Source organism: Bradyrhizobium sp. LB14.3 (genome assembly GCF_040547985.1).
Classification (GTDB): domain Bacteria; phylum Pseudomonadota; class Alphaproteobacteria; order Rhizobiales; family Xanthobacteraceae; genus Bradyrhizobium.
This window is the reverse complement of sequence record NZ_JBEPQT010000013.1, coordinates 149,416-169,981: the sequence shown is the minus strand read 5'-3', so window position 1 is coordinate 169,981 and position 20,566 is coordinate 149,416. Positions and strand designations below refer to the sequence as shown.

Sequence of the window (20,566 nt, the reverse complement as noted above, 5' to 3'; positions counted from 1 at the left end):
CCCTGCTTCATCCGAACGGATGAGACTGCGACAATTCACCACCCGTCCGGCCCAAACCGGCGTCCCCAGCGGGTAACCAAGCCTGCCGGTCCACCGGTCGTCCGGTCCAAATTATGCTAGCAAATTATGCTAGAAGGACCGCTGGGCCCGTACAGGCCGTAGCGCCGGCGTCGATGGCGGCGCGAGAGGATCGGGATGGCGGGAGCGAACGAGAAGACACGGTTTCTGCGCGAGGGCCTGTTCGCCAAATACGTCGTCTCTCTCGTCGGCCTCGTCGTGTTCGTGCTCGCCGTCAACGGGGCGATGGAGAGCTGGATCTCCTACCGCGCCACCAAGACACAGCTGACCGACGGTCTCGAGGATAAGGCGCAGGCTGCCGCGCGGCGGATCGAGCAGTCGATCTCCGAGCTCGAGCGCCAGATCAGCTGGGTGACGCGGGCGAGCCAGGACACGCTCGAGAAGCGCCGCGCCGACTACGCCCAGCTGCTGCACCAGGTCTCGGTCGTCAACCAGCTGTTCCAACTCAACGGCGAGGGCCGCGAGGTGCTGCGCGTCTCGCGCCAGTCGACCACGACCGGCAGCAATGCCGACCTCTCCCGCGACATGCGCTTCACCGACGCCGTCGCCCGCGGCGTCAGCTACGCGCCGGCGTGGTTCTCCGACCGGACGCCGTTCATGTCGATCTCGGTGGCGCATTCCGGTTTCAACGCCGGCGTGACCGTGGCCGAGCTCGACCTCAGCTTTCTTTCCGAGTACCTCACCGACGCCCAGGTCGGCAAGGCGGCCTTCGCCTATGTGGTCGATCCGCGCGGCCGCGTTCTGGCGACGTCGTCGAAGGGACTTGATGTCGGCAAGGATTTGTCGAAGCTGCCGCAGGTGGCGGCCGCGGTCGCGCCGGGCCACGAGCCCGACAATTCGGGCACCGACTTCAACGGCCATGCGGTGATGAGCGCCGCGAGCACCGTGCCGAAGCTCGGCTGGAGCGTGATGTTCGAGCAGCCGACCACGCAGGCCCTGATGCCGATCCGCGACCAGCTGGTGCGCATCGCGCTGCTGATCGGCATGGGCCTGCTGGTCGCGATCCTCGCCGGCACGCTGCTCGCCCGCCGCATGATCATTCCGATCACGGCGCTGCGCGACGGCGCGCACAAGCTCGGCGAGGGCGATTTCAGCCATCGCATCGACGTGCACACCTCCGACGAGCTGGAAGACCTCGCCGGCCAGTTCAACCGCATGGCCGGCCAGATCCAGGAGACCTATTCGGACCTGGAGACCAAGGTCGAGGAGCGCACCCGCGATCTCGCGCAGTCGATCAACGAGCTCAAGGTGCTGGAAGAGGTCGGCCGCGCGGTCGCGGCCTCGCTCGATCTTAACGCCGTGCTGCCGACGATCGCCGCGCGCGCGATCGAGATCACCCACGCCGATGCCGTGCTGATCTACGGCTATGACGCGCAGGCGCGCCGCTTCAATCTGGTCGAGGCCAACGGCATCGACAAATCCGCCGACGGCGCCCATGTCACGATCGACGAAGGCCAGAACATCCTGAGCGATGCGGCCGGGAGCGGCGAACCGATCGCGATCGCCGATCTCGACCAGGCCGCCGGGCAACCGCTGCGCGACGTCGCGATCGATGCCGGCTTCCATTCAGTGCTGGTGGTGCCGCTGGTGGACCAGCAGGGCACGCTCGGCTCGCTGGTGGTGCTGCGCCGCGCCAGCGGCGAGTTCGCCGCCAGCATCATCGGCCTGATGCGCACCTTTGCCAACCAGGCGGTGCTCGCGATGCGTAACGCGCGGCTGTTCACCGAGGTCGACCACAAGGGCCGCGAGCTCGCCGCTGCGCACGAAACCGTGCAACAGCAAGCGGCAAAGCTCCAGGAGCAGACCGAGCAGCTGCGCAACTGGAACCGCTCGCTGGAGGAGCGCGTCGAGAAACAACTCGGCGAGATCGGCCGCATCAAGCGGCTCGAACGTTTCCTCGCCCCGCAAGTGGCGCAGCTGATCGCCTCGTCCGATGGCCACGACGCGCTGCTCGACAGCCACCGCCGCGAAGTCACCGTCGTGTTCTGCGATTTGCGCGGCTTCACATCATTCACGGAGGCGACCGAGCCGGAAGAGGCGATGAACGTGCTGCGCGAATATCACGCGGCACTCGGCGAGCTGATCCACCGCTACGAAGGAACGCTCGACCGCTTTGCCGGCGACGGCGTGATGATCCTGTTCAACGCGCCGATTCAATTCGCCGACCACACCAAGCGCGCGGTCAAGATGGCGGTCGAGATGCGCGACGTGATTGGCCAATTGACCGAGAAATGGAAGAACCGCGGCCACTCGCTCGGCTTCGGCGTCGGCGTCGCCATGGGCTACGCCACGCTCGGCCAGATCGGCTTCGAGCAGCGGCTGGAATATGCCGCGATCGGCAGCGTCACCAATCTCTCCTCCCGCCTCTGCGACGAGGCCAAGGCCGGGCAGGTCGTGGTCAGCCGCCGCGTCTACGGCATGGTCGAGCCCTGGGTCGAAGCCCGCGCGCTCGACGATCTCGTGCTCAAAGGCTTCAATCACCCCGTGCTCGCGATGGAGATCCTGTCGTGGCGCGAGGAGGTGGAGAACGTGGTGGATGCGGCGGCCGCAAGGCGGCGTGGGTAGCCCTCAAAACACAAATGTCGAAAACAACCCCATGCACAGTAGCCGGGGGCTGCAAGATCAATGACTTACGCGAGTACGGAATTGGCTGGAAGCAGTTTGACTCGTCGGGCAAAACACCGGCAAGATGGCATCATCGGGCGACTGCGCCGTACCTCCCACATTCCTGATGTGTTTTGCCCTTCGGATCAGTCGATCCGACGACGGCTATGCTGTTGCGATCTAAGCAAAAAAGCTAATGCGCAAGCGTTGCTCCATGTCGTAGTACTGAGCGCACGTTTGACGGGAAAAGACTGGAAGACATGGCAAGAGGTCCGGGGAAAAACCGAGCGGCGAAAGTCGATCGCAGCGTTGATAGCAATGGGAATGGCGCGTTCGAAGCCAAGCTGTGGGCGGCGGCGGACGCCTTGCGCAACAACATGGACGCGGCTGAGTACAAGCACGTCGTGCTCGGGCTGATCTTCCTCAAATACATCTCCGACGCCTTCGAGGCCAAGCACGGGGAACTCGACGCGCAGCGCGCGAAGGGCGCCGATCCCGAGGACCCGGATGAGTATCGCGCGGAAAATATCTTCTGGGTGCCGCCGGAGGCGCGCTGGAGCTATCTCAAATCGATGGCGCCACAGCCGACCGTCGGCCAGCTCGTCGACGACGCCATGGCCGCGATCGAGCGGGACAATACTTCGCTGAAGGGCGTGCTGCCGAAGGATTTTGCCCGGCCTGGCCTCGACAAACAGCGGCTCGGCCAGATCATCAATCTGGTCAGCGACATCGCGCTCGGCGCGCCCGCCGACCGTTCAAAGGACACGCTCGGCCGCGTCTACGAATATTTCCTGTCCCGCTTCGCCAGCGCGGAGGGCAAGAGCGGTGGTCAGTTTTATACGCCGTCCCACGTCGTCCGCGTGCTGGTCGAGATGCTGGCGCCGTACAAGGGCCGGGTCTACGATCCCTGCTGCGGCTCCGGCGGCATGTTCGTGCAGAGCGAGAAATTCATCGAGGCCCATGCCGGCAAGCTCGGCGACATCTCGATCTATGGACAGGAGTCGAACTACACGACGTGGCGGCTCGCCAAGATGAACCTCGCGATCCGCGGCATCGATGCCCAGATCGGCCATGGCGACACCTTTCACAACGAACGCCATCCCGACCTCAAGGCCGACTACGTCTTGGCCAATCCGCCGTTCAATGATTCCGACTGGCGCGGCGACCTGTTGAAGGACGACAAGCGCTGGGCCTACGGCACGCCGCCCGCAGGCAACGCCAACTACGCCTGGGTGCAGCATTTCATCCACCATCTCAGCCCCACCGGGCTGGCCGGTTTCGTGCTCGCCAACGGCTCGATGTCGTCGAACACGTCAGGCGAAGGTGATATCCGCAAGGCGATCGTCGAGGCCGATCTGGTCGACTGCATGGTGGCGCTGCCTGGCCAATTGTTCTATTCGACGCAGATTCCGGTTTGTCTCTGGTTCCTCGCGCGTAACAAGAACAACGGCCGCTTCCGCGACCGCCGCGGCGAGACGCTGTTCATCGACGCACGGAAAATGGGAACGTTGATCGATCGCGTGCATCGCGAACTGACCGAGGATGACATTGCGAAAATCGCCGGCACCTATCATGCGTGGCGCGGCGATAAGGACGCCGGCGAGTACGCCGACGTGCCGGGCTTCTGCGAGACGGCGACGCTTGACGACATCCGCAAGCACGGGCACGTGCTCACGCCGGGACGCTATGTCGGCGCGGCGGCGGCCGAAGAGGATGACGAGCCGTTCGAGGAGAAGATGGCGCGGCTCGCCGCGATTCTACGGAAGCAGCAGAAGGAGGCCGCGAAGCTGGATGCCGCGATTGCCACCAACCTGAAGGAGTTGGGGTATGGCGGGTAAGTGGCGTTCATCTACATGGGGCGAGGAGATTTCCCTCGAGTACGGCAAGGCTCTACGTGCTCATGATGTTGCCGGGGGCAAGTATCGCGTTTACGGATCAAACGGTCCCATCGGATGGACATCGGAGTCTCTCGCCCCAGGACCCGGCGTCATTCTCGGCCGAAAGGGAGCCTATCGCGGCGTCAATTACTCGGCGGACCCATTTTACGTTATCGACACCGCCTATTATGTCGTCCCAAAGCGTGAGATCGATTTGCGCTGGCTCTACTATGCCATCCGCTATCACAAGCTTGGCGAGATCGACGATGGCTCTCCGATTCCCTCGACAACCCGCGCGGCCGTCTACGTCCGCGAATTGGATGTCCCCCCCCCTACACGAGCAATGCACCATCGCTCGCATTCTAGGCGCGCTCGACGACAAAATCGAAGTCAATCGGCGGATAAACGATACGCTCGAGGCGATGGCGCGGGCGTTGTTCAAGTCGTGGTTTGTGGATTTCGATCCTGTCCGGGCGAAGGTCGATGGGCACGATTCTCGCGTATCGCAGCCGCTTGCAGCTCTTTTTCCCTGCTCCTTTGAGGACTCGGAATTAGGACCGATTCCAAAAGGATGGTCAGCACAGTCGCTGTCTGGCATTTCCAACATCTATTCTGGAGGGACACCAAGCAAGAGTATCGATAATTACTGGAACGGTGATTTGCCGTGGATCAGCCCGAAAGTGATGACATCGATTCATGTGGATCGGTCGGATGAACTGGTGACAGCTGCCGCTATAGGAAATGGAACGCGGCTCGTTCCTCAGGGCTCGGTCCTGATCATGGTCCGCGGCATGGGCTTGCATCAGGGCGTTCGCATTTCGCAGGCCCAACGAGACGTCACTTTCAACCAAGATGTTAAAGCGTGCGTGCCCAAGTGGGGTGATGGCACATTCCTGCTATTCGCTCTTCTCGATGCATCTGGGTATCTGTTCTCAAAAGTCCAAGCGTCCGGGCACGGCACCGGCGTCCTACCAACGGATATCCTAGACGGACTTTCATTTGCCGTTCCACCGGCCGCCGTGCGTGATGAGCTCGGTCGGCCACTTGCGAAGCTGAACGCAAGAATCGCGACAAATGTTCGAGCCTCGCAAATATTGACCAGTCTCCGCGACACCCTCCTCCCGAAACTCATCTCCGGCGAACTGCGGGTCAACGCCGCCGAGAAAATCGTCGAGGCCGTTGCATGAGCGATGCCCCGTCCCGCGGCGAGTTGATCCTCTACCGCACCGAGGACGGGCGGGACACGATCCGGCTACGGGTGGTCGATGGGACGGTCTGGCTGACCCAGGCCGAAATCGCCGGGCTGTTCGACACCACCAAGCAGAACGTCAGCCTGCATCTGAAGAATATCTTCGACGACGGCGAGTTGCCGCGGGATTCAGTTGTCAAGGAATCCTTGACAACTGCCGCGGACGGCAAAGCCTATCCGACTGCGCACTACCATCTCGACGCCATCCTGGCCGTCGGCTACCGCGTTCGCAGCCCGCGCGGCAGTCAGTTCCGCCGCTGGGCGACCACGGTGCTGCGGGAGTTCCTGACCAAGGGGTTCGTGCTCGACGACCTCCGCCTGAAGGAGCCGGGCGGGCTGGATTATTTCGACGAGCTGCTGCGGCGCATCCGCGATATCCGCGCCTCTGAGAAGCGGTTCTACCAGAAGGTCCGCGATCTCTTCAAAACCAGCAGCGTCGATTACGACGGCACCGCCGAGACCGCCAAGGCGTTCTTCGCCACCATCCAGAACAAGCTGGTGTTCGCCGTCACCGGACAAACCGCGGCCGAGCTGATCGTCGCCCGCGCCGATCCCAAGAAGGCCAACATGGCGCTGACGACCTGGACCGGCGATCGTATCCGCAAGGCCGACGTCACGGTGTCAAAAAACTATCTCGACGCCGGCGAGATCGAACAGCTCAACCGTCTGACCACCATGTTCCTCGATTTCGCCGAGGAACGCGCCTCACGCCGGCAGGAAACCAAAATGGTCGACTGGATCGCGCAGACCGATCGATTCCTCGCCTTCAACGAGCGCGATGTCCTGAAAGGCAAGGGGCGGATGTCGCACGAGCGGATGGAGGAAATCGCTCATTCGCTGTTCGAGACCTTCGATGCCGGCCGCCGCGCCGCCGAGGCTGATGAGGCCGAGCAGGAGGCCGAAGCAGATCTGGCCAAGCTCGAAGCCGAGGCCCGCCGGCTGACGAAACGCGAGCCAGGCACATGAGCGCCTTCACCGAGTCCGTCGTCGAGGAGGCCGCGCTCGATTGGCTGGCACGGCTCGGATATGCGGTGCTGCACGGCCCGGACATCGCCGCCGGCGAACCTGCCGCGGAGCGCAGCGATTCCGGCTATCGAGATGTGGTTCTCGAGCGGCGATTGCGGGCGGCGCTGGCCCGGCTCAATCCCGACCTGCCGCCCGATGCCCTGGAGGACGCTCACCGCAAGCTGATGCGGCTGGATGCTCCATCGCTGATCGACCGCAACCGCGCAGTCCATCGCATGCTGGTGGACGGCATCACCGTCGAGTTTCGTCGCAAGGACGGCTCGATCGGCGGCGCGCAGGCCCGCCTGATCGATTTCGAGGAGCCCGCGCAGAACGATTGGCTTGCGGTCAACCAATTCACGGTGGTGGACGGACAGCATCTTCGGCGGCCCGACGTAGTCCTGTTCGTCAATGGCCTGCCGCTCGCTGTGATCGAACTGAAGAACACCGCGGACGAGGGCGCCGACATCTGGGCGGCGTTCCGACAACTCCAAACCTATCAGGCGCAGATTCCAGCCCTGTTCTCGACCAACATTGCGCTGGTCGCGTCGGACGGCGCGCAGGCGCGGATCGGCTCGCTCGGCGCTGGGCGCGAATGGTTCAAGCCGTGGCGCACCATCACCGGACGCGACGAAGCGGTGAAGCTCGCCGAGTTGCAGATCGTGCTGGAGGGCGTGTTCGAGCACCAGCGCTTCCTCGATCTCATCAAGTATTTCATCGTGTTCGAGGCGCTGGACGGCGGCAAGCTCGTCAAGAAGATGGCCGGCTACCACCAGTTCCACGCCGTCAACGTGGCGTTGGAGGAGACGCTCCGCGCCGCGATCCCGTCGGAGAGCTGGCGCAAGACACAGGGCTTTTCCGACGAGGCCGGCCGCTACGATGCCGGGCCGATGGCCGGCGGCGAGGACGGCGATCACCGCGTCGGCGTTGTCTGGCACACGCAGGGCTCCGGCAAGAGCCTGACCATGGCGTTCTATGCCGGCCGGGTGATCCTGGCGCCCGAGATGGAGAATCCCACCATCGTGGTGCTGACCGATCGCAACGACCTCGACGACCAGTTGTTCGGCACCTTCGCCCGCTGCCGCGACCTGCTGCGGCAGCCGCCGGCGCAGGCGGCTGATCGCGCCGATCTTCGGGCCAAGCTCTCGGTTGGAGGCGGCGGCGTGGTGTTCACCACCATCCAGAAGTTCTTTCCGGAGGAACGTGGCGATCGGCATCCTGTGCTGTCGGATCGACGCAACATCGTCGTGATCGCGGACGAGGCCCATCGCAGCCAGTACGATTTCATCGACGGTTTTGCGCGCCATATGCGCGACGCACTGCCGCGCGCGTCCTTCATCGGCTTCACGGGAACGCCGATCGAGCAGACCGACGCCAATACGCGCGCCGTGTTCGGCGACTATATCAGCGTCTACGACATCCAGCGGGCGGTGATCGACGGCGCCACAGTACCGATCTACTACGAGAGCCGGTTGGCCAAACTGGAGCTGAAGCCGTCCGAGCGGCCCAACATCGACGTCGAGTTCGAGGAAGCGACCGAGGGCGAGGAGATCGATCGCAAGGAAAAACTCAAGAGCCGATGGGCGCAGCTCGAAGCGGTGGTCGGGTCCGAGAACCGGATCGCGCTCGTTGCGGGCGATCTGGTCGAGCATTTCGAGAGCCGACTGACTGCAATGGACGGCAAGGCGATGGTGGTGGTGATGAGCCGGCGCATTGCCGTCGCGCTCTATGAGGAGATCGTCAAGCTGCGGCCGGAATGGCACGGAGAGGATGACGACAAGGGCACGCTCAAGATCATCATGACGGGCTCGGCGTCCGACCCGCTGGAATGGCAGTCCCACATTCGCAGCAAAACGCGGCGCGAAGACATGGCCGAGCGCTTCCGCGATTCCAAGGACCCGTTCAAGATCGTGATCGTCCGCGACATGTGGCTGACCGGCTTTGACGCGCCGAGCCTGTCGACCATGTATGTCGACAAGCCGATGCGCGGCCACGGTCTCATGCAGGCCATCGCACGGGTCAATCGTGTGTTTAGGGATAAGCCCGGCGGACTGGTGGTCGACTATCTCGGCCTGGCAGATGAGCTGCGGCAAGCGCTGGTCACTTACACAGAAGCCGGCGGCACCGGACGGACCGCGCTGGATCAGGCCGAAGCGGTCTCGGTGATGCTGGAGAAATACGAGGTCTGCCGCGACCTGTTCCATGGCTTCGACTGGTCGCATTGGCTCACCGGGAGCGCGGCGCAACGGGTAACGCTGCTACCTGCCGCGCAGGAGCACATCCTGGCGCAGGAGGACGGGAAAGGCCGGCTGATGCAGGCGGTCAATGAATTGTCGAAAGGATTTGCCTTGGCGGTGCCGCACGCCGAGGCGTTGCGCATCCGCGATGACGTCGGGTTCTTCCAGGCGGTGAGGGCCGTGCTTGCCAAGAGCGAACCGGGCGAGCGCAAGAGTAACGAAGACCTGGACCACGCCATCCGGCAGATCATCTCCAAGGCCATGGTCTCGGATGAGGTTGTCGATATCTTCGCTGCGGCAGGGATCAAGAAGCCGGACATCTCAATCCTGTCGGACGAATTTCTCGCCGAGGTCCGGGGCATGCCGCAGCGAAATCTTGCCGTCGAACTGTTGCAGAAGCTGTTGAAGGGCGAGCTCAAGGTGCGCGCGCGCCGCAATGTCGTGCAGGCGCGGGCCTTCTCCGAAATGCTGGAACAGGCACTCCGTCGTTACCAAAACCGTGCGATCGAAACGGCGAAAGTCATCGAGGAGTTGATTCAGCTCGCCAAGGACATGCGCCTGGCCGCGCAGCGAGGTGAAAACCTGGGCTTGAGCGACGACGAAGTCGCTTTCTATGATGCCCTCGAAACCAATGACAGCGCGGTGAAGGTCTTGGGGGACGAGGCGCTCCGTATCATTGCGCGCGAGTTGGTGGCGACCGTTCGCGCCAACGTCACGATCGACTGGGCCGTCCGTGACAACGTCCGCGCGCAGTTGCGCGTGCTGGTGAAACGGATTCTTCGCAAGTACGGCTATCCGCCGGACCTCCAGGAGAAAGCAACCCAAACGGTACTCGAACAAGCCGAGGTGCTTTCGGAGGGCTGGGCGACCGCTTGAAAGCTCCTTGGCCTCCTCTCACGCCCCACGCTTCGGCCCGATCGCCTCGAACCCCGCCTTCTGCTCGTCGCTTAAGCCAGCCTCGAAATCGTCGAGCGCATCGCTGACGCCGTTCACCGCCTGCAGCATCGTCTCCAGCCGCGCCTTCACAGTGGCAAGGCGGGCCTGCGGGGTCGGTGCTGCTTTTGACGGACAGGCGCTCAACGTCTCCATGGTGCGCAGCGTGGTGTCCTGAAGTACGTCGAGACGGGCGCGGGCGGTGTCGTCGAGTTTGAGCGTGGACGCGATGTCGGCCGCGGGCCATTGCTGCTGCACGAGCTGCTCGTATTGGCGCTGCACTTTCTCATCGTAGCGGGGATCGCTGTCCGCCTGGCAGGCCGATGCCGCCTGGGAGTTCTTTTGCTGGATCGACGCGAGCGCGGCGCTGCGGTCCTTGGCCAGCGCATCGAGCTTTGTCTTCTGGTCGTCGTTGAGGAGATCGACGAATTTTGCGAGCGGCGGTGCAACCGCGTCCGTTGCCTTGATCATGGCCGCGAGGCGCTCGCGCATCAGACCAAGCCGCTCCATGGCCGTCGCAGGGACCTGCGTTGGGCAGGCTGCACGGATCGTGTCGCGCGCCGCCTGCCAGGCGGTGGCGAGCTCGTCGAGCGCTGTGCGCTGCAATTCGTTCGGCTGCACGGAAGCGGCGATGCGGTCGACCGGCAGGCCGCCGGTGTCGCTGGCATCGCAGACAGCCTCCGCGGTCGGCACTCTCCGTCCGCGCCTGCCTTGCGGCGCGGTGTAGGCGGCAAGCTCGGTTACCGCATAGGGCGAAAAGATCGCGGCATAGATGTCGCCATAGCCGTAGAGCGAGAGGCTGGTCGCATCGCCGAGGATGATTGCGGTGGTGAGGTCGTCATGCGCGAACGGCCAGAACACCGGGCCAGCCCAGCCGTAGCTGCCATCGGGATGACGCCACCAGCCTTGCGGGCGCTTGCCGCCGTGCCAGCCCGACAGGGCAGCTTGCGCCGTGAGCGCCGCACGGAGGACGTAGGGATTGGCAGGCTGCCCTCGCTCAACACCGCGAGGATCTTGTGACCGCAGTGCTGCGGAGCGATATCGGCCGCCTCGCACCGCCATGCGCGCGTGGCGCAGGCGCGACATGCCGATCACGTGGCCAATGGCGAGGCGCGCGACACCGAGCGGGCCGCCGCGCAATCCGAACTGCGCCTCGGCGCGATTTGGCCACAGCACCGCCAGCATCACAAGGGTTGCGCCCGTTAGCGCCAGCCCCAGCCTGAGACCCATGCGGGATCTCGACATGACCACTGACCTGTCCACCCTGGCCCTCCTCCGGCGCCAAGCGCGCATCGCGTCGCATCACGTTGACGCGCGGGGGAACCAAATGTTCCGGAAGCACACAGGGCAAAGCGTCGCAACGCGCACCGGACAGTGCCGATGCGGTGTCACTCCGTCTTCTGCGGCACCACGAAGGTCTGGCCGGGATAGATCAAATTGGGGTTGTGAATCTTGGCGCGGTTGGCGTTGTAGATCACGGCAAAGCGGGCGCCGTCGCCGTAGGCGAGCCGGCTGAGCGCCCAAAGGCTGTCGCCGCGGGAGATCACCCGGTTGCCGCCTGCTTCCGCCGGTGCACCACCGACGACGTCCGCCGGCGAGGCCGATGCAACGGTCGTGGCCGCGGGAGCCCGCGCCATGACCCCTGACATGCCCCTGGATTTCGATGCGCCCATCAATCTCGGCCGGGCCGCGGGCCTGTCCGATACCGATGCCACGACATCCGACTTGTCGTCAGGCTTCTCGGCCTTCGCCTCTTGCTTCGCCTCTTGCCTCGCGACCGGCACAGGACGCGCGGGCGGCGGCGCGGCTTCGGCGATCGTCACCGGCATGCTGCGGCCGGATTGCGTGACGGTGCCGTCAGGCGATTTCGCCCGCAGGGTCAGCTCATAGGAACCGGCAGGAAGCTGCGGCGGCGTCATCACGAATTGGCCCGATGCATCCGCCACCACCGTGTCGAGCGGCTTGCCGTCGCGCAGCAGCTCGACCTTGGCGCCCGGCGTCGCCTGGCCCGCGATCACTGCCGCCTCGCCGTGATCGTCGACGCGCGCGACGTCGAAACGGGGGCCGGTATCCGCAACCGCCGGCGGCGGCTTGACCGGCGCAAGATCGGCAAGCGCGGCGGTGACCTGCTTCTGGGTTTCGGCCAGCGCACCCGCCTTCGGCTCGGGGGCCGGCGCCGGAGACGCAGCTGGCGACGGCGGCGCGACGGCGGCGAGCTTTGGCTCTTCCGGCTTGAGTTCCGGCTTGGGTTCGACCTTCTGTTCGACCTTGGCCTCCGGCCTGGCGGCGACCACGGTGTCGGTCTTCGCCCCGTTCGGCAGCAGGCGGCGCAGCTCGGTGGGGCCGATCACCAGCACGGTGCCGCCCACAGCGAGCAGACAGAATGCAATGAAGGCCTTGGATGCGATCGTCATCAGAAACGAACCTTGATCAGAAACGAAGCTTGCAAATCAGCCGGGACAGCAAATTGCGCCGTTTTGGCCGCGGCAGCAAGGCGGTCGATAGGATGATGAGCCAACGCGCCAGGGATGAACCGGCGCCACCCCGCCGGCGTCAAATGATCGACCGCATCGCGGCACCCGCTGAATCCATTCCGATTCATATTTTCCTAACCCTCGCTGGTAACCGGCTCTTGTCGGTTTTGCTGCATCTTGCATCCCACGGGAGGGCTACATGGGCACATCGATCAGGTGGACCGCGCGCATGCGCGGGTTGCTGCGCCGTTGGCGCGGCGCGCCACTGACTTGGCTAATCGTCGGCGGTTTCGTGCTGATGGCTGCAATGGCCATCGGCACCGCGCTAACGGTCGACCGCTTCCGGCAGAATGCGATCGAGAGCGGCCGCGACAGCCTGGAAAACTCAGTCCGGCTGCTCGCCCGTCATTTCGACCGCGAGTTCGAGGACTTCGCGGTGCTCCAGAAGAGCGTCATCGCGGAACTCGAAAGCCGTAGCATCGAATCCGCTGATGTCTTCCGCAGTCAGATGGCAACACTCGCCATGCACGAGGTGCTGCGCGCAAAGACAAGTGGTTGGTCCGATGTCGCCGGCGCCAATGTGTTCGATTCCAACGGCGTTCTGATCAACTCGTCGCGGCGCTGGCCGGTCGCCAACATCTCGGTCGGTGACCGCGGCTATTTCAACCGGCTCAAGAACGACGCGTCCGCGCAGGAAGAGATCGAAGTCGTGCCCGGACGGTTCGGCGGTGGCGCCGCGATCGTGTTCGCGCGCCGCGTCTCCGGTCCGCACGGCGAGTTCTACGGCATAGTCTCGCGTGCGATCACGCCCGACCAGCTCGAATCTTTCTTCGCCTCGAGCGGGCTCGGCGAGGAATCCTCGATCGCGATGCATCATCAGAACGGCCAGCTGCTCGCGCGCGTTCCGCATGCCGACGCGATGATCGGCCAGAATTTCCGCAACGGAACGCCCGAGCAGATGGCGGTGTTCGAGCGCACGTTCGTCACCACGCAGCTCGCAAGCCCGATGGACGGCAAGGACCGCATCGTCGCCTCGCGCATGCTGACCGGCGAGCCGCTGGTCGTGGTCGCGACCAAGTCGCTCGACGCGACGCTGGCGACCTGGCGCACGCAAACCAAATTCTTCGTCACCGTCGCCGTGCTGTCGATCGGCCTGCTCGTGCTCACGCTTTATCTGATCTTCCGCCAGGTGACGCGCCGGCTCTCGGTGGAGAAGCAGCGGCTCGACACCGCGATGAACACCATGACGCAGGGCCTCCTGATGTTCGATCAGGACGAACGGCTGATCGTCTGCAATCGGCGCTACATCGAGATGTACGGCCTGTCGGCCGAAATCGTGAAGCCCGGCGCTCATTTCCGCGAAGTGATCCAGCATCGCCACGACACCGGCTCGTTCCACGGCGACGTCGATTCCTATTGCGACGGCATCTTGAGCAATGCCGGGCAGACGCAGAGCGCGATCGTCGAGACCGCGGAGGGCCGCCTGATCGAGATCAAGAACCAGCCCGGCGCCGCCGGCGGCTGGCTCGCGACCCATGACGACGTCACCGATCGCATCCGCGCCGACGAGCGCATCGCGCACATGGCGCATTACGACGCGCTGACCGACCTGCCTAACCGCGTGCTGATGCGCGGCCATCTGGAGCGCCGCGTCGCGGAACTCAGCCAGGGCAAGCCGTTCGCGATCCTCTATATCGACGTCGACGAGTTCAAGGGCGTCAACGATTCGCTCGGACACGAGGTCGGCGACGAGCTGCTGCGCCAGGTCGCGAACCGGCTGCGCGCCTGCGTCAGCGGCAACGACATGGTCGCACGGTTGGGCGGCGACGAATTCGCCATCGTCAAGGCCGGCACCAACGATCAGGCCGAACTGACGGCACTCGCCGAACAGATCCTGAAGGCGCTGCGCGCGCCCGTGAACTGCAACGGCCAGGAAATCCCGACCGATGCCAGCATTGGCATCGCGATCGCCCCCGACCATGGCGACACTCTCGAGGATCTGCTCAAGCGCGCCGATCTCGCGATGTATGCGGCGAAATCCGAGGGCCGTCGAACCTTCCGTGTCTTCGCGCCCGAATACGACGCCAAGGCAGGGCAGCGCCGCCAGCTCGAGCTCGATTTGCGCCAGGCGCTCGCCCGCGGCGAGTTCGAGGTGCATTACCAGCCGCTGGTCGACCTTGCGGCCAACGTCGTCAACGGCTGCGAGGCGCTGCTGCGCTGGTGCCATCCCGAGCGCGGCATGATTTCGCCTGCGGACTTCATTCCGGTCGCCGAAGAGACCGGACTGATCGGCGAGATCGGCGAATGGGTGCTGAGGCAGGCCTGCACCGAGGCGGCGTCCTGGCCCGGCGACATCCATATCGCGGTGAACGTTTCACCGGTACAGTTCCGCTCCAGGACGCTGGCGCTCAAGGTCGCAGCTGCGCTGGCGGAGTCAGGGCTGGCGCCCGGACGGCTCGAGCTCGAGATCACCGAGACCGTGCTGATCCGCGACGATGCGGAGGCGCTGACGATCCTGCAGCAGCTGCGCGAGCTCGGCGTGCGCATCGCGCTCGACGATTTCGGCACCGGCTATTCCTCGCTGAGCTATCTGCATCGTTTCCCGTTCGACAAGGTCAAGATCGACCGCAGTTTCATCAGCGACATCGGCCAGTCCGAAGACTCGTCGCCGATCGTGCAGGCCGTGGTGCACATGGCCGCCGCCCGTCACATGGCGACGACCGCGGAAGGCGTCGAGACCGAGGCCCAGCGCGAGGTGCTGCGAAAGCTCGGATGCAGCCAGATGCAGGGCTGGCTGTTCAGCCCGGCCGTGCCGGCGGCGAAGTTGAGGCAGCTGTTGTCGGCGCAGGCGGTGGCGGCCTAGCTGCGCACCGGCAACCGTACCCCCATCAGGGGGATTTGTCGCAAAATCGGACAACGCTTGTTCGCTTCGAAATGCGGTGTTCCTGCGCCACAAACGGGTCCAATCGTCACAGCCGCGTGACGGCCTGCCGCACCTGTTGCCATACCCCCCGCCCGCCCGCCGTGCGTTCGCGCAAGTGCGCGCCGGCTTGGAGCAGGATCAGACAAAGAATCGCGACTTCAGGAAATACGCCGGGCCTTCGCGGCGCATAGAACACGCGCCGACCCGTACGAATACGGACGATTGGTCGGAATCCTGAGGCGATCAGGAGGAGCCAAGCCATGATCGGAAGCAGCGCACTCATGCGCAATCCCCCGCACAAAAGTTTGCCACCCGCGCCGGACGTGCGACCAGACGACAGTTCGACATGCGAGCGGCGCGCTGCCAATCTGGAGATGGCGCGCGTCCTCAAGACGCAGCCGCTTCGCATGGCCTCCGATTCTCAAAGCGGCGCCATCGCCTATTGGAAACACGAGGCGCTGCACGACATTGTCGAGCCGATGGCCGATCACGTCATCATGGCTTATCCCGCCGGCTCGCAGGCGCTGGAACGGCGCACGGGAAAAACGGCTGCAATTGCGACGGCGCGTGCCGGTGTCGTGACGATCATTCCGGCCGGCTCGACGTCACGTTGGGACATCCACCGGCCCTTGCATGTCGTTCAGCTCTATCTTCCGCAACGGACGCTTCTGCGCATCGCCGACGAGGCCAACACGGCAAGCCCTGACGATCTGCTGGAAAGAACCGGGCATCCCGACGCCATCACGTCCCGATTGCTCCTGAGCGCGGCCGACTCGCTCGAAGGCAGCGCCACGCTGGACACGCTGTTCAGGCAGCAATTGACGGATCTTCTCGCGACGCGCCTGTTGGCCGCCCATGCCGGCGTGCCGGCCACGCTGCAGCCGATTATCGGCGGCCTTTCGCCGGCGGTCCTGCGCCGGGCGATCGAACGCCTGCGTTCTGACAGCGATGCGGATGTTTCGCTCTCGGCGCTTGCATACGACGCAGGCCTGTCGCGTTTCCATTTCTGCCGATCCTTCAAGGAGAGCACCGGGCTCTCGCCGCATGCCTGGCTGCGCCAGCACCGGCTCGAGCAGGCCATGAACATGCTGCGGGAGAGCGACGAATCGGTCGTCTCGGTCGCCGCGGCGCTTGGTTATTCCTCGCAGACCGCCTTCGCCGCGGCATTCAAGAAGCTGACGGGCGAAACGCCGAGCGATTGGCGCAGGCGCGTGCGTTAGCAGCAATCCCTCGACAGGGACGGCAATCGCGCTGGGGCAGCGGCAAGTCGGGTGGGGTACATCATCACCATGTCCAGACCAATCGAGGGAGACCAAAGATGACCTGGAAAAACTTCGTCACCCGCCAGCTGATCGCATCACGCCGCCGAAGCCTCGCGACCGCAACCTTGTACGGACTCTCGCTGGCCGTTCGCTTCACGTCGGCGACGGGCGAGGAGGTGGAAATTCCGGCGTACTCGATGCATCCGACGCATCCGCTGGTTTCCATCATGACCCGCAATGGCCCCGGCCTGCCCTATCAGGACTGGGGTGCAATGGAGCCCCAGCCGCTCGTCCTTCGCTACAGCTCGCCGCTGCAACGCTGCATGGCGCCTTAAGACCAGTCAACGACTTCACCTCTTCGTGCCGCTGCCGGACGCTGCCCTTAAAGCAGCAACGCGGTCGCGCGCGGACTTTCGAAAAGCGGGACAACAAGGAGCAAATCCATGCGAATCATTATCATCGGTGCCGGCTTCGCCGGCATGTACGCCGCCCTTTCCGCAGCGCGTCAGCGCGAGATCCAGGGCGTCTCGCCAGAGCAGCTCGAGATCGCACTGGTTGCCCCCGCGCCCACGCTCGTGGTTCGCCCGCGGCTCTATGAAGCGAAGCCCGAGACCCTGACGGCGCCCCTGCTCGATGTGCTCGAGTCGATCGACGTCGCCTATGTGCAAGGCAGCGCCGAGACCATCAACACCGAAGCCCGAACGGTGGAGATCGCCACCGCCAAGGGCGCCACCAAGACGCTCTCCTACGATCGCCTTGTCGTGGCCACCGGCAGCCGGCTGTTCCGTCCGAACATTCCGGGCCTCGCCCAGCACGGCTTCAGCGTCGATACGCTCGACGACGCGGTCGCGCTCGACAAGCATCTGCACGGTCTTGCGAAGCGGCCCGCCGTGAACGGACGCGAGACGGTGGTGGTCGCCGGCGGCGGCTTCACCGGCATTGAAGCGGCCACGGAGATGCCGGCGCGGTTGCGCGATATCTTCGGCAAGGATGCCAAGCCCCGCATCATCATCGTCGAGCGCAATATTGCGATCGCGCCTGACATGGGCGAAGGCGCTCGCCCCATCATCGAGGAAGCCCTGCGCAAGGTCGGCGTGGAGACACGGCTCGGCGCCGGTGTGGCCTCGCTCGATCGATCCGGCGTGACGCTGTCGAATGGCGAGCACATCGAAACCGAGACCGTGATCTGGGCGGCGGGCATTCGCGCCGCGCCGCTGACCGCGCAGATACCTGCCGGGCGCGACAATTTCGGCCGGCTGCTGGTGGACCGCGATCTGCGCGTGCCCGGTGTCGCGGGCGTCTTCGCCACCGGCGATGCTGCGCGCGCCGCCTGCGACGACGAGGGCAATCACGCGCTGATGTCGTGTCAGCACGCCACGCGGATGGGCGCCTTTGCCGGCAACAACGCCGCGGCAGAGCTGCTGGGCGTGCCGACCAGACCCTATCACCAGAAGGCCTATGTGACCTGCCTCGACCTCGGCGAAGCCGGCGCGCTGTTCACGCGTGGATGGGAGCGCGAGGTCGAGATGGTCGGCGAGACCGCCAAGAAGACCAAGCAGGAGATCAACACTGTCTGGATCTACCCGCCGAAGGCCGAGCGCGCCGCCGCGCTCGCGTCGGCCGATCCGGAGCGCGTGACTGAGCTCTAGACGCACCAAGCGATGACGACTGCACGTTCCTGGCCGTGCGGCCTGCTCAACCAAGACCAGCCGGAAACTCTACCTTTGAAACAGGAGACCCACATGAACCTGCACAACACCTCATATCCCGTGTCGTCGGGGCCCGAAGAGCTCGTTCCCTCGCGCTACGCGCTGAAGATCGGCGAGATCGACGTGCTGGTGGTCAGCGATGGCGTGCTGCCGCTGCCAACCACGATGTTGGCCCACAACGCCGACCCGGCCGTCCGGGCGACCTGGCTACACGACATGTTCCTGCCGCAGGACGCTTTCGACTGGGCCCTGAACGCGGTGATGGTCCGCAGCGGCGGCAAGACCATCCTCATCGACGCCGGACTGGGGTCGGACCCGAACTTGAACTTGCCGCGCGCCGGGCAGTTGATCAAGCGACTGGCGGCCGCCGGCATCGATCTTTCGTCGGTGACCGATCTGGTGTTGACCCATTTGCACATGGACCACATCGGCGGGCTGCTGGTCAACGGGGTGAAGGAGCAACTGCGTAAAGACCTGCGGATCCACGTCGCGGCTGCCGAGGTCAAATTCTGGGAAGCGCCAGATTTTTCCCGCACTGCCATGCCGGAAGGATTCCCGGACGCGCTTCGAGCGACCGCCAAGCGGTTCGTGAAGGAGTTCGGCGCTCGGCTGCGGCTGTTCGATGACGAGCACGAGGTTGCGCCCGGCGTCATCGCCCGTCGCACCGGCGGTCACACCCCCGGACACAGCGTGGTTCGCATGGCGTCCGGCGATGATGCGCTGACATTCGCCGGCGACGCCGTGTTTGCCGTCGGGTTCGAGCAACCCGACTGGCACAACGGTTTCGAGCACGACCCCCAGGAGGCCGCGCGCGTACGCATCAATCTCTTGCGAGAGCTCGCCAAGACCGGCGAGATGCTGGTGGCCACGCACCTGCCGTTCCCGTCCGTGGGCCGGGTCGCGGTGGACGGCGACGCCTTTCGTTGGGTTCCGGTGTTCTGGGACTACTGAACGCTTGCCGGATTAGCATCAACGCAGGGCGCGGACTCATATCATCGATGAGTTCGCGCCCTTGAAAATAGGATCAAACGTCGGACCTCGCGGTTATCGCTCCGCTGAGATGGCTGGAACCCGATCGGCGGGCGTCAGTCGGCATTGCGTCACGCGCAGCGCAGGCGGCTCCCCGTCTGCGCTCCTGCGCGCGAGATCGAGCGAGGCGATATGGCAATCGCGACTTTCAGGATCATCACGCTCGTAGCGGTTGCCGCCTTGATTGGGCCTTACGTGGAAGCCCGCGACGACGGTCGCTACGCAAACTCTCCCCTCAAGGGCTGGTTCGAGGGCCTGCACAGCAAGGGCGGCGGCGCCTGCTGTGCCGACGCCGACGGCACCGCCCTCGACGACGTCGATTGGGACACGCAAAACGGACATTATCGCGTCAGGCTAATGGGCGATTGGATCGAGGTGCCCGACGACGCCGTGATCACCGAGCCGAACCGTGCCGGCCGCACCATGGTCTGGCCGTATTATATCAACGGACGCGCCAAGATCCGCTGCTTCATGCCCGGCAGCATGATTTGAGGGTTCAGGAAATTTCGCAGGATGCGGGCTTACTTCGCCTGCTTGGCCGCCCGGATCTCGGCGAACTCCGCGTCGGGATGGGTGACGATGGTGGCGAACATGATGCCGCTGATGATGAGCGACCAGGCGGTGTCCCAATAAATCCAAAACACGTGCCAGCCTCCGTTTCGATCTCCTCAGCCCGCGGGATCAGGACAACGGAAAGGCGAGGCTGCTGTTCCAAATGCAAGTGCGGTGCGGGCGGGGCGCTTCTGGTTTCGTCGGCACCGAGTTGCGATTGGTTTGACCGGTGTGGCGCTTTGCCACGACGTCCTCATCGCGCTCGCCTTGATGCGGGCGCGGCGGCGGCTCGGGCTGGCCGGCTTGGCCGCCATGCTTGCCGCCCATGTCGGGCTTACCTTCGAGATCGTTTTCGCGGGGCATGCCGGTTCAATGCGCTGGCGCGGCATTGGTTCGTTTCCGCCTGTGAACGAGTTCATAGGATTGCCGCGGTTTGCAGTGCACGATCGCAAGGCGCGCCCCAGGGGCATTCATTGAGGGACGGATTCGGCCTGATGCGGAAACCACTCATCGTCCGGACGATCCTGACCTGCGCGCTGCTCGCGGTCACCGTGTGGACCGTGCTCGGGTCGCCCAAACCTCCGCCCGGCCGGCATCTGCCCTCCCGCACGGCGGCGGTGCGGTAGACCTCCCC

At 64.6% G+C, this 20,566-nt stretch carries 17 protein-coding genes; 13 read left to right on the top strand and 4 right to left on the bottom strand.

From position 1 onward, the window contains the following. Positions 1–195 precede the first annotated feature (195 nt). The 5 genes from ABIB00_RS23360 to ABIB00_RS23340 all read left to right on the top strand — a co-directional run bounded on the left by ABIB00_RS23360 (position 196) and on the right by ABIB00_RS23340 (position 9,926). Positions 196–2,643, top strand: a complete 2,448-nt coding sequence (locus tag ABIB00_RS23360) for an adenylate/guanylate cyclase domain-containing protein (protein WP_354105998.1) — start codon at positions 196–198, stop codon at positions 2,641–2,643. Between the two features lie 299 nt (positions 2,644–2,942). After that, entirely contained in the window at positions 2,943–4,520 is a 1,578-nt protein-coding gene (locus ABIB00_RS23355) for a class I SAM-dependent DNA methyltransferase (RefSeq protein WP_354105997.1), read from the top strand. A gap of 359 nt (positions 4,521–4,879) precedes the next feature. Further along, the gene (locus ABIB00_RS23350; RefSeq protein ID WP_354105996.1) at positions 4,880–5,746 is read left to right on the top strand and encodes a restriction endonuclease subunit S; all 867 of its coding nucleotides are present in this window, start codon (positions 4,880–4,882) and stop codon (positions 5,744–5,746) included. Then, positions 5,743–6,774, top strand: a complete 1,032-nt coding sequence (locus ABIB00_RS23345; protein ID WP_354105995.1) for a virulence RhuM family protein — start codon at positions 5,743–5,745, stop codon at positions 6,772–6,774. Before ABIB00_RS23350 ends, ABIB00_RS23345 begins: the two co-directional genes overlap by 4 nt. Next, positions 6,771–9,926, top strand: a complete 3,156-nt coding sequence (locus ABIB00_RS23340; RefSeq protein WP_354105994.1) for a type I restriction endonuclease subunit R — start codon at positions 6,771–6,773, stop codon at positions 9,924–9,926. The genes ABIB00_RS23345 and ABIB00_RS23340 overlap by 4 nt, the downstream gene beginning before the upstream one ends. Positions 9,927–9,944: 18 nt before the next feature. On the opposite strand, the gene ABIB00_RS23335 is transcribed toward ABIB00_RS23340, so the two are convergent. Both ABIB00_RS23335 and ABIB00_RS23330 read right to left on the bottom strand, forming a co-directional pair. Further along, positions 9,945–11,213: a Spy/CpxP family protein refolding chaperone gene (locus ABIB00_RS23335; RefSeq protein ID WP_502917871.1), complete on the bottom strand. Its 1,269-nt coding sequence runs from the start codon at positions 11,211–11,213 to the stop codon at positions 9,945–9,947. A gap of 158 nt (positions 11,214–11,371) precedes the next feature. Further along, a complete protein-coding gene (locus ABIB00_RS23330; protein WP_354105992.1) occupies positions 11,372–12,397 on the bottom strand; it encodes a LysM peptidoglycan-binding domain-containing protein in 1,026 nt (341 codons plus the stop codon). A 259-nt stretch (positions 12,398–12,656) separates the two neighbouring features. On the opposite strand from ABIB00_RS23330, the gene ABIB00_RS23325 reads away from it, so the two are divergent. After that, positions 12,657–15,320, top strand: coding sequence for a bifunctional diguanylate cyclase/phosphodiesterase (locus tag ABIB00_RS23325; protein WP_354105991.1), 2,664 nt, complete (start codon positions 12,657–12,659; stop codon positions 15,318–15,320). A 106-nt stretch (positions 15,321–15,426) separates the two neighbouring features. Here the strand turns inward: ABIB00_RS23325 and ABIB00_RS23320 are convergent, their stop codons facing one another. Then, the gene (locus tag ABIB00_RS23320) at positions 15,427–15,663 is read right to left on the bottom strand and encodes a hypothetical protein (protein ID WP_354106018.1); all 237 of its coding nucleotides are present in this window, start codon (positions 15,661–15,663) and stop codon (positions 15,427–15,429) included. Between ABIB00_RS23320 and ABIB00_RS23315 the strand changes: the two genes are divergently transcribed. The 5 genes from ABIB00_RS23315 (at position 15,662) to ABIB00_RS23295 (ending at position 19,872) form a co-directional block, all read left to right on the top strand. Beyond that, entirely contained in the window at positions 15,662–16,600 is a 939-nt protein-coding gene (locus tag ABIB00_RS23315; protein ID WP_502917874.1) for a helix-turn-helix domain-containing protein, read from the top strand. The two genes, ABIB00_RS23320 and ABIB00_RS23315, sit on opposite strands and share 2 nt — an antisense overlap. A 98-nt stretch (positions 16,601–16,698) precedes the next feature. Further along, positions 16,699–16,977, top strand: coding sequence for a hypothetical protein (locus ABIB00_RS23310; protein WP_354105989.1), 279 nt, complete (start codon positions 16,699–16,701; stop codon positions 16,975–16,977). A gap of 108 nt (positions 16,978–17,085) precedes the next feature. Beyond that, entirely contained in the window at positions 17,086–18,291 is a 1,206-nt protein-coding gene (locus tag ABIB00_RS23305) for an NAD(P)/FAD-dependent oxidoreductase (protein WP_354105988.1), read from the top strand. A gap of 93 nt (positions 18,292–18,384) precedes the next feature. Beyond that, complete coding sequence (locus ABIB00_RS23300) at positions 18,385–19,302, top strand: MBL fold metallo-hydrolase (protein ID WP_354105987.1); 918 nt, start codon at positions 18,385–18,387, stop codon at positions 19,300–19,302. Between the two features lie 210 nt (positions 19,303–19,512). Next, complete coding sequence (locus ABIB00_RS23295) at positions 19,513–19,872, top strand: hypothetical protein (protein ID WP_247345139.1); 360 nt, start codon at positions 19,513–19,515, stop codon at positions 19,870–19,872. Positions 19,873–19,901: 29 nt separating this feature from the next. Here the strand turns inward: ABIB00_RS23295 and ABIB00_RS23290 are convergent, their stop codons facing one another. After that, complete coding sequence (locus tag ABIB00_RS23290) at positions 19,902–20,024, bottom strand: hypothetical protein (protein WP_279666951.1); 123 nt, start codon at positions 20,022–20,024, stop codon at positions 19,902–19,904. Positions 20,025–20,106: 82 nt separating this feature from the next. On the opposite strand from ABIB00_RS23290, the gene ABIB00_RS23285 reads away from it, so the two are divergent. Together ABIB00_RS23285 and ABIB00_RS23280 are read left to right on the top strand one after the other, a co-directional pair. Beyond that, positions 20,107–20,409: a hypothetical protein gene (locus ABIB00_RS23285; RefSeq protein ID WP_354105986.1), complete on the top strand. Its 303-nt coding sequence runs from the start codon at positions 20,107–20,109 to the stop codon at positions 20,407–20,409. 17 nt (positions 20,410–20,426) lie between these two features. Continuing rightward, positions 20,427–20,558 (top strand): hypothetical protein, encoded by a 132-nt coding sequence (locus tag ABIB00_RS23280; protein ID WP_256467631.1) that lies wholly within the window; start codon positions 20,427–20,429, stop codon positions 20,556–20,558. The last annotated feature ends 8 nt before the right edge of the window (positions 20,559–20,566 follow it).